This window comes from Paraburkholderia polaris, assembly GCF_012927345.1.
GTDB lineage: Bacteria > Pseudomonadota > Gammaproteobacteria > Burkholderiales > Burkholderiaceae > Paraburkholderia > Paraburkholderia polaris.
Genome location: NZ_JABBGJ010000045.1, coordinates 24765 through 38486, shown reverse-complemented (window position 1 = coordinate 38486; position 13722 = coordinate 24765). Strand labels below are relative to the sequence as shown.

Sequence of the window (13722 nt, the reverse complement as noted above, 5' to 3'; positions counted from 1 at the left end):
ATGCATGAACGTGGCGGGCAGGCCACGTGGCGAATACGGGGGCCGGCGATCCGGCGGCCGGCACTCCGGTGGCCGGCACTCCGGCGATCAGGCCATCCGGGGGCGGCCCAGCGGAGTGGGCCGCCGTTCAGTGCGCGTTACTTGTTGCCCCAGCAGTTGTCGAGGCCGAACTTCGTATCCTTGCTGTCGACGCCGGACATCGGCTTGTCGGTGATCAGCGTCACGCCCGTGTCCTGATAGCCGGAGACCTTCTTGCCGGTCTTCGCATACTCGACGCCCGCCGTCACGCCGAGCGCGGCCATCTTCAACGGATACTGCTGCGAGGTCGCGGCAATCGCGCCGGCCTTCACATTGCGTACGCCTTCGCAGCCGCCGTCGATGGAAACGATCATCACGCTCTTGTCCTTGCCCGCTGCTTTGAGCGCGCGATACGCACCCGCTGCGGCCGGTTCGTTGATCGTGTAGACCACGTTGATATCCGGCGATTTCTGCAGGCAGTTTTCCATCGCCGTCTGGCCCTTCGACTGATCGCCGCGGGTGTCCTGGCTACAAACGATCGACGGATCGCCTTCCTTCACACCGAAGCCTTCCAGGAAGCCGTTATGACGCAGCACGCCGACCGATACGCCGGGTGCAAGGTCGAGCGTGGCGATCTTCGCGGGCTTGCCGTTCATGGCCGCCTTCGCGTACTTGCCGATCAGCACGCCGGCTTTGAAGTTGTCGGTGGCGAAGAGGGCGTCCGTGGCATCTTGCGGGTCGGTCGGCGTGTCGAGCGCAACCACCATCACGCCGGCGGCGCGCGCTTTCTTGATGCTCGGCACGATCGCTTTGGTGTCGCTCGGCGTGATCAGAATCGCTTTCGCGCCGGCCGTAATCATGTTTTCGATGGCGGTGACCTGGCTCGCGTTGTCGCCGTCGAACTTGCCGGCTGCGGTGATCAGCTTGGCGCCGTCTTTCGAGGCGGCCGCTTCGGCACCCTGTTTCATCTTCACGAAGAACGGGTTCGTGTCGGTCTTGGTGATGAGGCCGACGACAGGCTGGTCGGCCGCCTGGCTCGCGCTCGCACACCACACGGCCGATGCGGCCACGCACATCGATACGATTTTCCTGGCGACAGGATGCCTGCGGGAATTCAGATTCATGGGACGCTCCTCCGGTTATTGGCCACGACGTTGTGAACTGCGGGCGATTGCGTACGCGAACGCTGCGCGCTTGCAATCTGTTCGCAATCTGGATTGGAACCTGACGCGGTTCCACGGCTGTCTGAAATCGACCGCCTAAATCACTTTGGTTGATTTAGTACAACAGGCGAGGGGACGCTCGTCAAGAAAACGATCGGGAGGGGAATTGACGTGCCGAAGCGGCCGACAAGGCGGCGAGGCATATGTAGCGGGGGTTGTCGGGCGTGGTGCGGTGCAAGATCGAGAGCCGGCACTTCGGGAAAGTCCTGGCTCGATTGAAAGCTAATTGAATGCTTAAGGGGCCTTTCGCGACGGTATGGGCCGCCGTCGCGAAGGTTTTTCAGTGGCGGCCGAGCGTACCGCCATGTACGCAATAGCCGTCCCTTCCAGCCGGATCACATTCTGATGACATCCATCACGGTCTTCTTGTTGTCCTTAAACTGGTAGATCGTGATCGCGGCGTCCCGCAGGTCGCCGTGCGGGTCAAACGCAATATGCCCGATCACGCCGTCATAGCTGGTGGCGGGCATCGCTGCGAGGATTTTCGACCGGTCGGTCGAATTCGCTCGCTTTATTGCGTCATAAATAACGTAGACGGCGTCATACGTGAACGGGGCGTAGGCGTCTATCGGTGTTCGGAAGCGCGCTACGTATCGCTTGTCAAAGTCTTGACCCTTTGGCATTTTTGACAAGGCAAGTCCGGCTTCTGAACAGGTCACGTTGCCAATTGCGCTGCCGGCAAGTTGAGTCATGTTATCCGTGCAGGCACCGTCGCCCCCCAGCACCTTTGCGGTGATGCCGAGGTTCGCCGCCTGTTTCGCCAGCGGGCCGGCCGTTGCGTCCGAGCCGCCATACATGATTGCGTCGGGCTTCAGACCTTTGATTTTCGTCAGAATCGCTCGGAAGTCGACGGCTTTATCGGTCGTCGCTTCGTGGGTCACGATAACGGCGCCTTGTGCTTTTGCTGCTTTTTCAAATTCCTGCGCGAGGCCCTGTCCATATGCGGTTGAGTCGTCCACGATTGCAATTCGCTTTGCGTGCATTGTGTCGACTGCGTAGCGAGCCAGTGCCGGCCCTTGCAGTGCGTCGGTCGCGACGACGCGGAAGGTCGTTTTGAAGCCCTGCAGCGTATAGGTGGGATTGGTCGAGCCTTGCGAGATCTGCACGAGACTGGCCTCGCTGTAGATCTTTGATGCCGGGATCGACACCCCAGAGTTGATATCGCCGACTACGGCGACCACGCCATCGTCAACGAGCTTCTGGGCAACTTGAGTACCTGTGCGTGGGTCGGCAGCGTCGTCCTGAGCGTCGAGCTGCAGACGGACCGCCTTGCCGCCGATGACCGGATGCTGGCTGTTGATCTCGTCGATGGCAAGCCGCGCCGCATTTTCGCTGTCCTTACCCATATGCGCGAGCTGCCCTGTCAAGGGCGCGGCATGACCAATCAGGATCACGGCCGGCTCTGCGGCGAAGCTGGCGCTGCCTGCGCCCAGCAACAGCGCAGTGGCGGTCGTTTGCAGCGTCCGATTCAATTTGTTGAACGAGGGTGACATGGGCGGCTCCTTGGTTTTCGGTTCAATGAGTATTCGAACGCCAAATTCTTCCGTCCAACGACTTATTTTATTGACCGGCGATAGATAAATCTGATTGCCCCCAGGGCTGTCCCGATAGGCTGCCCCTTTGGCGTTGTGCCGCGCCAGTCACAACGAAAAGTTGTTCCAGGCGGCCAGTTTTTGTTGTCACAGGCCTGATTTTGCGGCGCTAAACTCTGCCAATGCACTGAAGCTGTCCGTTTGCGCGGGCGCAATACGTGGAACCTGAGTGTGCGTCCGTTGACTGTACAAGGCGTCTGATGAATGTCCGTTTTCTAGAAACGTTTGTATGGCTTGCAAAGCTGCGCAATTTCCGGCTGACAGCGGAGCGCTTGCATGCCACACAGGCCGCAATTTCCAGTCGGATATCTGCGCTCGAGCAGGAATTCGGCGTACGTCTATTCGATCGGGGACCGCGCGACGTCAAGCTGACCCAGGAAGGGACCAAAGCGCTGGTCTTCGCTGAGCAGATTCTGAAACTCACGAACGACATGCTCGCGAGCGTAAGCGACCGCTCTCATGTGAGTGGGTTGTTGCGGGTCGGCGTGATGGAATCCGTCGTGCATACGTGGCTTCCCGAGTTATTACGGCGAGTGCGGGACGAATATCCGAACCTGACGATTGAGCTGACCTGCGACACCTCGACGAATCTGTCCATGCAGCTGGTTAATGGCAACGTGGATATCGCTTTTTTGAGCACGGCAGTCGCAGGTGCTGACGCGGAAAATGTTTCGCTCGGCGCTTTGCCAATGCGATGGGTGGCGAGTCCATCGCTGAATCTGTCGGCTGAAGCGCTATCGGAAGCTGAGCTGGCGAGCTTTCCGATTGTGAGCTTTGCCCGTCATTCATCGCCGCATGTGTTTGTCGCCGGCCTGTTTGCAGCCGCCGGCGAGCCGCACGTGCAAATCAATTGCGTGTCTTCGGTCGCGGCGATTATCAGGCTCGTACTCGACGGTTTTGGTATTGCGGTTCTGCCGACAGCTTTCGTGACCCGCGAGCTGGAGTCCGGTCATCTGCAACTGCTGAAAGTGACGCATCGAGTCCCGGAACTCCCGCTTTTTGCATCTTTCCGGCGAAGTCCGGACAGTTTGTTATGCGAGTCGATCATGCATCTGGCGCTAAAGGTCATGCGAGAGTTCAGCCTTGAGAACGGTCCAGATATGGCGCTCTTTCCAGACACCGATGAAGCGCTGCCGCCTCATTGAGTGCCCCCGCAATGCTTTTCTTCGATCATCAAAGGCCTGAACCGAGATGCCGACTGCAACGCCTCTGACCATTCAACCGCTTACTGCCGGCGCTTTCGAACCCTATGGATGGATGTTAGGCAAGCCGTTTCCGGAGGATAGCGCGGCGCCTTCGTTTGCAAGCCCGTCTTCCGATTTCTGGCGTGAGCATCTGTTCGATGCCGGAGCGTCCGGAGATCCTGAAATTCTGTGGGTCAGATACCGCGATTGTGAAGCCGAGGTGATGAAGCTCGAGACGCATTGGCTCACTGAGCAGGCCGTGGTGCCGCTAACCGGACCTCTCGTTCAGATTGTCGCGACGAGTACCCCGGACGGGCACCCGAACCTTGATTCACTGGCAGCTTTCAGGGTGCCCGTCGGGGAGGGGATCTGCATGCGGCCGCGCTGCTGGCACGCCACGCGTGCATTGCAGGACGAAGTGACGTGCCTCATGCTTACGCGCCGCTCGACGACATTCGACCTTGCAGTCCATCTGCTCACAGGCGCTCCCGCTGGCGAAAGCACGATTCGACAGATTCCGCCGTACCAACTGGTCGGCGCGCGCGGCCTCATACAGGCTTCGACGCAGCAATGACGGTGTCGAGGTTCAGCAACCCGGTTTGGAATCCGACGCGATTCCAAAGCAGTTCCTGCTTGAAGGGCCTTACCCGCAGGAGCTTACCCGCGCGGCGCGAGCGTTTGACGCTTCGTTTCGAGCTGGGTGACGACCCGCTGCAAGGTCCGCTCAGCCGGCCCTGGCGTCTGCACGAACTTGCAGCCGATCACGAAGCGCAGATCGCCCTTCGGCGTGGTCAATTGCCGGGGCGCGACGATTTCCAGATCGAGCCGAAGGGTACCGAAGCTGCCGAGTTGCAGCGCAACGTCGCGCAATACCGTGCCGCTTTCAAGCGAGCCGAAGCGGGTATCGGCGGTTTTCAACGCCACACCGCCCAATGAAAGATCCTGCAGTTCCAGCCGGAACGAACCACCGTCCGCATACGGCCCGCTAGCGATGTACGGATCCAGCACGGGCGTTTGCACGCGGAAGAATTCACGGCGTTGAACGTAGTACAGGAGCGAGGGGAAGGATGCCTCGAACGCCGGGCGTCCTTCGAACATGATTGGGTCTGCGTTGAGCGTCGTGAACTCCGTGCGAATGCCACCCGGCAAACTGCGAAAGATCAACTGGCGCGCGGCCGGAAGCGCGTAATTGTCTGCCTCCACACTGCCGGCGTCGAAGATAAAGCGAGCATTGCGCGAATCGACATTGAGCATTTGCGTAACGATTTGGCGGCCGTTGAATTCCACCGTCACGAAGTCCTGTCCGGCCATAAGCTTGCGCAGGCAGACTGCGATTTGCAAGGGATGGCGCTGCGCGAAGTCCGAGTCTGCGTCGGTGATCTGTTCGGCGACATCGGCGTCCAGCAGAAGATCGGCAATCATTTGAATATCCATGCTTGTTATGGCCAAGGCCAGGCCGGTTGGGGAGCGCAGGTGGCATGTGTGTCCTGCCGGCGCTCGGCCTTTTCCTGCTTTATTGCAGGGACCGTGCCAACTGCATGGATCGTTTGATCGAAGTGGTGTTTTTGCCGCGGAACCGCTTGATACGGGTGTTTGCGGGCGGTGGGCCAGAGGCGGGGACGGGTGGGTGCGGGGTTCGCTACGTAACGTCGGCGATGCTGTTACGGCCACATGGGCATAGGCGCGGTGGCCGGGCGGACCTGCTGCCCGGTCTTCGCTGCTGCGACCGGCGCGTCACAAGAGGTGATGCCTCGCGGCAAACGGGGACTCGACCAGGGCGGTTTTCGCCTGCGTCATTTAACGCGCCTGACGCGGCGCTGCGGTTGATGCGCGCACAACCAGTTTCGGCGCGGAGGAAATCCGCATCGGCACGTTTGCCGCGGCCTGGCGACCCGCTTGCCCATACGACGATTCGATCAGTTCGCGCAGCAGCGATACCGCGAGATCGGCGACTTCGACGGTCGGCACGGCGACCGTCGTCAATGCGGGCCGTGACTCGCGCGCCAGTTGAATATCGGTAATGCCGATCACGGACAGATCGCCCGGCACATTCAAGCCGAGATCGGCGGCGGCGTGCATCGCGCCGAGCGCCGGCAGATCGTTGGTCGCGAAGATCGCGGTGAGTGTCGGATCGGCTTCCAGCAGCGCGCGCGCCGCGGTGTAGCCGCCTTGCATCGTATCGGGCGCATGCTTGACGCGACCTTTCGGCGCGCCGGCCGCCCGCAGCGCATCGACAAAACCTTCATAGCGGGCCGCGTGAATCCCCGAGGCCTTGCTGCCGACAATCGCACCGATCCGCCGATGGCCGAGCGCTAGCAGATGCGTGCCGGCTAATTCGCCGGCCAGACGAAAATCGACCGCGACGCACGGCAACCCCGGCGGCTCATTGGGCCGTTCCCACATGCACAGCACCACGGGCGTGCCACGCGATTCGGTGGTATGAAGGTCCGTAAAATCGAGGTTCGCATTGGTCACGAGCACGCCCTCGGAAAGCGTTCCGGCGATCTGGTCGAGATACGCCCGCCCGGTTAGCGGATCTTCGTTCGTATTGCAGATGATCACGAAGTGGCCGCTGCTGCGCGCCGCGCGTTCGACCGCGAGCGCGAACTCCGGATAGAACGGATTGGCAATGCTCGACACCATCAACGCCAGCGTCGGCGCGCGGCCTTCGGCGAGCGCGCGGGCGGCCAGATGGGGGCGGTAGCCGAGCGCCTCGACGGCGTCCAGCACCCGCTGCCGGGTGGTCGCGCCGACCCGGCCGCGATTGCGCAGCACGTTCGATACCGTGGCAGGGGTGACGCTGGCGTGACGCGCGACTTCGCTAAGGGTGGTCATGGCATTTTCAATATTTGGGATGGCTGTTCGACATTTGCATCGCAGCCAAAGGCGCGGCACCATTTGCCGCACAGACAAAACGATATCGGAGACAGGCAAGGCCCAGCGATCGCATGCGATCGATTTTTTCGGCTCTGCTGATTAAGCGCTTAATCTCCGACATCGAGCCGATTAAATCACGGAGTCGATGCAATGGCGAGCATTTCGTTGAGAGGCGTGCAGAAGGCGTATGGCGACGGCGCGCTGGTGATCCGCGATGTCGATCTGGAGATCGGCGAGAACGAGTTCTGCGTGTTTCTCGGTCCGTCCGGCTGCGGCAAGTCCACCTTGCTGCGGATGATCGCCGGCCTCGAAGACGTGACCGACGGCGACCTGTCGATCGCCGGCCGCCTCGTCAACGACGTACCGGCCGCCCAGCGTGGTGTGGCGATGGTGTTCCAGAGCTACGCACTGTTCCCGCATATGACCGTGTTCGAGAACATGGCATTCGGCCTCAAGCTCGCTAAAACCCCGAAAGACGAAATCGATCGCAAGGTACGGGAAGCCGCGCGAATCCTGCAACTGGAGGCGCTGCTCGAGCGCCAGCCGAAGGCACTGTCCGGCGGGCAGCGGCAACGCGTGGCGATTGGCCGGGCTATCGTGCGCGAGCCGGGTGTGTTTCTGTTCGACGAACCGCTTTCCAATCTCGATGCGACGCTGCGTGGCCAGACCCGCATCGAGATCGCGCGGCTGCATAAGCAGTTCGCCAAAGCCAGCGTCGTATACGTCACGCACGACCAGATCGAAGCCATGACGCTCGCCGACAAGATCGTGCTGCTGCACGCGGGCAAGGACACCGAGCGCTACGGCAGCATCGCGCAGATCGGCGCGCCGCTCGAGTTGTATCACCGTCCGAGGAGCCGCTTCGTTGCCGGTTTCATCGGGTCGCCGCGCATGAACTTTTTGCCGGGACGGGTGGTGTCGGTCGATCCGCACGGCGTGATCGTCACGCTCGACGACACGTCCGAAAACGTACGCGCGCCGGTCAGCGGCGATGGACTCCAGACGTCGCAACCCGTCACGCTCGGCGTGCGACCGGAACACCTGGAGTTCATCGACGCGGCAACTGCTGACAACGCGCAGGACGCCGTTCTGACCCGCACCGTGTCACTCGTCGAACAGCTGGGCGAGCACAGCTATGTCCACCTCGATCAGCCCGGCGGCGCCGCGCTGATCGCCAAGGCGCCAGGCGACACACGCCTCGCGCCCGGCGACCGCGCAAGCTTGCGTGTCCCCACCCGCGCTTGCCATTTGTTTACCGAAGACGGCTTTGCCGCTGCTTTGCTCGAATCCGTCGAACACTACGCATAGAGGACATTCGGATGCGCCTTGGAGTCTGTTATTACCCGGAACACTGGCCGGAGTCGATGTGGGAAGACGACGCTCTCCGGATGAAAGCACTCGGCATCGAGCAGGTGCGAATCGCCGAATTTGCGTGGAGCCGAATGGAGCCAACGCCCGGCGAATATGACTGGAGCTGGCTGGATCGCGCGATCGACGTACTCGGCGCAGCCGGTCTGCAGGTCGTCATGTGCACGCCGACGGCGACGCCGCCCAAGTGGCTGATCGACCGTCATCCGGATATTCTGCCGATCGGTGCGGACGGCCGGCCTCGTGCCTTCGGCTCACGCCGTCATTACGATTTCTCATCGCCTTCGTATTTCGTCGAATCGCAGCGAATCTGCACGGCGCTCGCCCAGCGTTACGGCAAGCATCCGGCTGTCGCGTACTGGCAGACGGATAACGAATTCGGTTGCCATCACACGGTGGTCAGCTATTCGCCGGCGGCAGTGGGGCGCTTTCGCGAATGGCTCAAGGCACGCTATCAAACGATCGATGCCTTGAACCGCGCGTGGGGCACGGTGTTCTGGAGCATGGAATACCGCAGCTTCGACGAGATCGACGCGCCGGTGGCGACCGTCACCGAGGCGCATCCGTCGCACCGGCTCGATTACCGACGCTTTGCCTCCGACGAAGTGGCGCGCTACAACCGCATGCAGGTCGAGATCATCCGCGCGTATTCGCCGGGCCGGCCGGTCGCGCACAACTTCATGCAGCTCTTTTCCGAGTTCGATCACTACAAGGTCGCGGCCGATCTGGATGTCGCGGCATGGGACAGTTATCCGCTCGGCGCGCTCGAAGAGCAGTGGTTTGCGCCGGACGTGAAGGCGCGCTGGTTGCGCAGTGGGCATCCCGACTTCGCGTCGTTCAATCATGACGTGTACCGCGGCATGTCGAAGCTGCCGTTCTGGGTGATGGAGCAGCAGCCCGGTCCGGTGAACTGGGCGCAGTGGAATCCGGCGCCGCTGCCCGGCATGGTGCGGCTGTGGAGTTGGGAGGCGTTCGCGCACGGGGCGGGTTGCGTGTCGTATTTCCGCTGGCGCCAGGCGCCGTTTGCGCAGGAGCAGATGCACGCCGGCTTGAATACGCCCGATAACCGGCTCGACATCGGCGGCCATGAAGCCGCACAGGTCGCCGAGGAGATTCGCACGGTGCTCGCTGCGAACGCCGACGCCAACGCCGCGATCCGCTCGAAGGTCGCGCTCGTCTACGACTACGAAGCGAAGTGGCTCTTCGAGATTCATCCGCAGGGCGCGGACTTTCACTATCCGCGCTTCGCATTCGAGTATTACTCGGCGTTGCGCGCGCTCGGACTCGACGTCGATATCGTGCCGGTCGATGCGTCGCTCGACGGCTATCGTCTGATCGTCGTACCGCCGTTGCCGGTCGTGCCTGCCGATTTCGCCGCGCGGCTTGCAAGCTCGGGCGCGCACGTCGTGTTCGGTCCGCGCACCGGTTCGAAGACTCAGGATGTGCAGATTCCTGCGAACCTGCCTCCGGGCGCACTCGCCTCTGTGCTGCCGCTGCGTGTGTGGCGCGTTGAATCGATGCGGCCGAATGTGACCGAGCCAGTGCGGCTGGTGGACGGCAAGGACGCGACCGTGGAGGACGGCGTCGCGCGCCACTGGCGCGATTTTATCGAAGGCGACGGCGGCAGCGGTGCCACGGACTCTTTCCTCGACGTGCGTGCCCGTTTCGCTGACGGCCATCCCGCCTATGTGAAAAGCGGCGCGTTTCATTACCTCGCGAGCCTGTTCGACGATGCGCTCACCGTCCGCCTGTTCGCGCGGATCGCGAAGGAAGCGGGCGTCGACACGATATCGCTAGGCGACAGCGTGCGGATCAGCCGTCGTGGTGCGCTGACCTATGTGTTGAACTACGGTGATCAGACGCACACGCTGGCCAATGTCGCCGACGACGCTTTCGTGATCGGTTCACGCGCTATCGAACCGCAGGGTGTGGCCGTCTATCGATCGGGAAAATGATCTGAAGCGCTGAACGAAGGATTCCGAAGTATTCCATGCAGTAACAACAACGACGCAAAATCAAGGAATAAAGGAGACAGCAACATGGCACTGAAACCTCGCAAGATTCTGCTGGCACTCGCGCTGGCTGCGGCGGCCGCAGGGACATCCGTCGTCAGCACTGCGCAGGCCGGCACGCTCGCGGTCAACATCGCGTTCAAGGGCGCGAGTCAACGCGCCGTCTGGCAGTCGATCATCGACGACTTCAAGAAAACGCATCCTGGTACCGACGTGAAGGTGTCGTTCGTCGATGAGGAAGCGTACAAAGTCCAGTTGCCCGGTTGGCTCTCCACCGTCGCGCCCGATATCGTCAACTGGCATGACGGCGAGCGGATGGCGTATTACGCGCAGCGCGGCCTGTTCGAGGATCTGAGCGGCGACTGGGCGAAGAACGGTTGGAACGACATGTATGCGTCGACGAAGGAAGCGTCGTCGTATAAGGGCAAGCAGTACGCCGCACCGACCGTGTATTACTCGTGGGGCATGTTCTATCGCAAGGATCTGTTCCAGAAGGTCGGTATTTCCGGCGAACCGAAAACGTGGGACCAGTTTCTCGACGACTGCAAGAAGTTGAAAGCGGCGGGCATTACGCCGATTGCAGTTGCAGGCCGTGATTCATGGACGCTGGCCGGCTGGTTCGATTATCTCGACCTGCGCCTGAACGGCAACGCGTTCCATCAGAAACTGATGGCGGGCGATATCGCGTACACCGATCCGCGCGTGAAGAAGGTCTATACGACGTGGAAGCAGCTGATCGACGCCGGCTATTTCATCGACAATTCGCTTTCCTATGATCTGGATGCGGTGCAGCCGTTCCTGTTTCAGGGCAAGGCCGCGATGATGCTGATGGGCACCTTTATCACCGCTGGCTTCCCGCCGAACGTCAAACCGGAAATGGGCTACTTCCAGTTCCCGATCATCGACGCGAACGTACCGACCGCCGAAGACGGTCCGGTCGAATCGCTGCATATTCCGTCGAAGGCGAAGAACAAGGCGGATGCGCATGCCTTCCTCGCGTTCGTCGAGACGCCGGAAAATGGTGCGAAGCTGGCAGCCGGGCTCGGCTCGCTGTCGGCGAACAGCAAGTCGCCTGAACCGGAGGATCCGACTTCGAAGATCGGCTTCCAGATTCTGGCGAACACGAAGGGCGGCATTGCGCAGTTTTACGATCGCGACATGACGAAGGAAATGGCCGATGAAGGGATGAAGGGGATGCAGCAATTCATCTCCGATCCTTCGAAGCTCGACGACGTGCTCGCGCAACTCGAGCAGACGCGCAAGCGGATCTACAAGAAGTGAGCGGTGGCGGCCTCGTCCTGGGCCGCTACTCGCTGTATTAGATCGGTAACCATATTGCGTGGGACCAGAGTAAGTGCTTTGCATGGGACCGGAGTAACACGCTAAAGCGCGCACTCCGGTCGACAGCTAAAGCGCTAACTCCGATCGACATCTGATCGACAGCTTTGCATGGGACCAGAGTAAGTGCTTTGCATGGGACTAGAGTAAGCGCTGAAGCGCTAACTCTAGTCGACAGCTAAAGCGCCAACTCTGGTCGACAGGAGAATGATCGTGTCGCATTCCGTCACCCGTCACACTGTCGGCGGCCCTGCCGAACCGGGCGGTCCCGGCTTGCCTGCTTCGGGCGTACCGGCTTCGGGCGTACCGGCTTCGGGCGGGGCATTGCACGGCGGCTCGCCTCGCCTGGCGCGCCGGCGCCGTCCCTCGCCGACCGCGCGCCGGCAACGGCGAGCCGCCTTCCTGTTTCTCGCGCCGGCCTGCGTGATGGTGGCGATCTACGTCGTGTGGCCGATCATCTCGACCATCCGCCTGAGTTTTTTTAACTGGGATGGGATGACCGACCCATCTTTCGTCGGCCTCGCCAACTATGTCGAGTTGTTCCATGCGCCGACGTTCTATACGGCACTAAAGAACAACCTCATCTGGCTGCTGCTGTTCCTGCTTGCGCCGCCGATGGGGCTCGCCGTCGCGCTCTATCTGAACCAGGCGGTGGCCGGCATCCGCATCGTCAAATCGCTGTTCTTCGCGCCGTTTGTTTTATCGGGCGTGGTGGTCGGCTTGATCTTCTCGTGGTTCTATGACCCGACCTTCGGCTTGCTCGCGGTGATTCTCGGGCACGGCGTGCCTGTACTCGGGGACCCCCGCTACGCGACCCTTGGGATCGTGTTCGCGGCGCTGTGGCCGCAAACCGCGTATTGCATGATTCTCTACCTGACCGGCCTGACGTCGCTGAACGCCGAGCAGATCGAGGCCGCGCGGATGGAGGGCGCGCGTGGCTGGTCGATGCTGTGGCACGTGATCCTGCCGCAATTGCGGCCGACCACGTTCATGGCGATCGTCGTCACGGTGATCGGCGCGCTGCGCAGCTTCGATCTGATTTCGGTGATGACCGGCGGCGGACCGTTCGAAAGTTCGACGGTGCTCGCGTATTTCATGTACGACCAGGCGATCAAGTATTACCGGATCGGCTATTCCGCGGCGGTGGCAGTCGTGCTGTTCGGGATCATGCTGGTATACATCGTTTATCACCTGCGCCGCATGCTGCGCACCGAGCAATAAGGAGCCGGTCATGTTTCCGATCCCGATCGACAAATGGAAACCGGCGACGCGCCGCGTGTACAAATTGACGTTGCCGCTCGCGCTGCTGATCTGGCTGCTGCCGATGATCGCGGTCCTCGTGACATCCGTGCGCTCTACGGAGGAACTGAGCGAGGGTAACTATTGGGGCTGGCCGAAGCACTTCGCGATGTTCGATAACTATCGCGAGGCGTTGACGACCTCGCCGATGCTGCATTACTTCTGGAACAGCGTGCTGATTACGGTGCCGGCTGTGGTGGGCTCGATCGCGCTTGCGGCGATGGCGGGATTCGCGCTGGCCATCTATCGGTTTCGTGGGAATTCGACGCTGTTTGCAACGTTTGTCGCGGGCAATTTTGTCCCGGTGCAGGTGTTGATGATTCCGGTGCGGGATCTGTCGTTGCAGCTAGGCTTGTTCAACACCGTGAGCGCGCTGATTCTGTTCCATGTGTCGTTTCAGACTGGATTCTGCGCGCTGTTTCTACGGAATTTCATCAAGCAGTTGCCATTTGAACTGGTCGAGGCGGCGCGGATCGAAGGCGCGAACGAATGGACCGTGTTCTTCAGGATTGTGTTGCCATTGATCCGTCCTGCGCTTGCCGCGCTGGCGATCCTCGTGTTCACCTTCGTGTGGAATGACTACTTCTGGGCGCTGTGTCTGACGCAAGGTGACGACGCCGCGCCGATTACCGTCGGCGTCGCGGCGTTGAAGGGGCAGTGGACCACCGCGTGGAATCTCGTCTCCGCCGGGTCGATTCTTGCCGCGTTGCCTTCGGTCGCGATGTTCTTTGCGATGCAGAAGCATTTTGTTGCGGGGTTGACGTTTGGGGCGACGAAGGGGTGAGGGCGCGTTAGGGCAACGCGCCCGCCG

Annotated in this window: 11 protein-coding genes; 7 read left to right on the top strand and 4 right to left on the bottom strand. The window is 61.3% G+C overall.

The genetic code is table 11. The features are described from left to right. Nucleotides 1-137: 137 nt before the first annotated feature. Together HHL24_RS33700 and HHL24_RS33695 are read right to left on the bottom strand one after the other, a co-directional pair. On the bottom strand, nt 138-1142 hold the full coding sequence (locus HHL24_RS33700; RefSeq protein WP_169489627.1) for a sugar ABC transporter substrate-binding protein: 1005 nt from the start codon (nt 1140-1142) through the stop codon (nt 138-140). A gap of 434 nt (nt 1143-1576) precedes the next feature. Then, nucleotides 1577-2734 carry a branched-chain amino acid ABC transporter substrate-binding protein gene (locus HHL24_RS33695; RefSeq protein ID WP_169489626.1) on the bottom strand — a complete coding sequence of 386 codons (1158 nt, stop codon included), beginning with the start codon at nt 2732-2734 and terminating at the stop codon, nt 1577-1579. Between the two features lie 299 nt (nt 2735-3033). Here HHL24_RS33695 and HHL24_RS33690 point away from each other — a divergent pair, with 299 nt between their 5' ends. Continuing rightward, nucleotides 3034-3978 carry a LysR family transcriptional regulator gene (locus HHL24_RS33690; protein ID WP_169489625.1) on the top strand — a complete coding sequence of 315 codons (945 nt, stop codon included), beginning with the start codon at nt 3034-3036 and terminating at the stop codon, nt 3976-3978. A gap of 46 nt (nt 3979-4024) precedes the next feature. Beyond that, nucleotides 4025-4591: an ureidoglycolate lyase gene (locus HHL24_RS33685; RefSeq protein ID WP_169489624.1), complete on the top strand. Its 567-nt coding sequence runs from the start codon at nt 4025-4027 to the stop codon at nt 4589-4591. An 83-nt stretch (nt 4592-4674) separates the two neighbouring features. Here the strand turns inward: HHL24_RS33685 and HHL24_RS33680 are convergent, their stop codons facing one another. Both HHL24_RS33680 and HHL24_RS33675 read right to left on the bottom strand, forming a co-directional pair. After that, nucleotides 4675-5439, bottom strand: coding sequence for a flagellar brake protein (locus tag HHL24_RS33680; RefSeq protein WP_169489623.1), 765 nt, complete (start codon nt 5437-5439; stop codon nt 4675-4677). A 375-nt stretch (nt 5440-5814) separates the two neighbouring features. Beyond that, the gene (locus HHL24_RS33675) at nt 5815-6852 is read right to left on the bottom strand and encodes a LacI family DNA-binding transcriptional regulator (protein WP_169489622.1); all 1038 of its coding nucleotides are present in this window, start codon (nt 6850-6852) and stop codon (nt 5815-5817) included. Between the two features lie 192 nt (nt 6853-7044). Between HHL24_RS33675 and HHL24_RS33670 the strand changes: the two genes are divergently transcribed. The 5 genes from HHL24_RS33670 to HHL24_RS33650 all read left to right on the top strand — a co-directional run bounded on the left by HHL24_RS33670 (nt 7045) and on the right by HHL24_RS33650 (nt 13695). After that, nucleotides 7045-8202, top strand: coding sequence for an ABC transporter ATP-binding protein (locus HHL24_RS33670; protein ID WP_169489621.1), 1158 nt, complete (start codon nt 7045-7047; stop codon nt 8200-8202). A gap of 11 nt (nt 8203-8213) precedes the next feature. Next, nucleotides 8214-10217, top strand: a complete 2004-nt coding sequence (locus HHL24_RS33665; protein ID WP_169489620.1) for a beta-galactosidase — start codon at nt 8214-8216, stop codon at nt 10215-10217. Between the two features lie 84 nt (nt 10218-10301). Next, nucleotides 10302-11555 carry an ABC transporter substrate-binding protein gene (locus tag HHL24_RS33660; protein ID WP_169489619.1) on the top strand — a complete coding sequence of 418 codons (1254 nt, stop codon included), beginning with the start codon at nt 10302-10304 and terminating at the stop codon, nt 11553-11555. A 264-nt stretch (nt 11556-11819) separates the two neighbouring features. Then, nucleotides 11820-12833: a carbohydrate ABC transporter permease gene (locus HHL24_RS33655; protein ID WP_169489618.1), complete on the top strand. Its 1014-nt coding sequence runs from the start codon at nt 11820-11822 to the stop codon at nt 12831-12833. Between the two features lie 10 nt (nt 12834-12843). Further along, the gene (locus tag HHL24_RS33650) at nt 12844-13695 is read left to right on the top strand and encodes a carbohydrate ABC transporter permease (RefSeq protein ID WP_169489617.1); all 852 of its coding nucleotides are present in this window, start codon (nt 12844-12846) and stop codon (nt 13693-13695) included. The last annotated feature ends 27 nt before the right edge of the window (nt 13696-13722 follow it).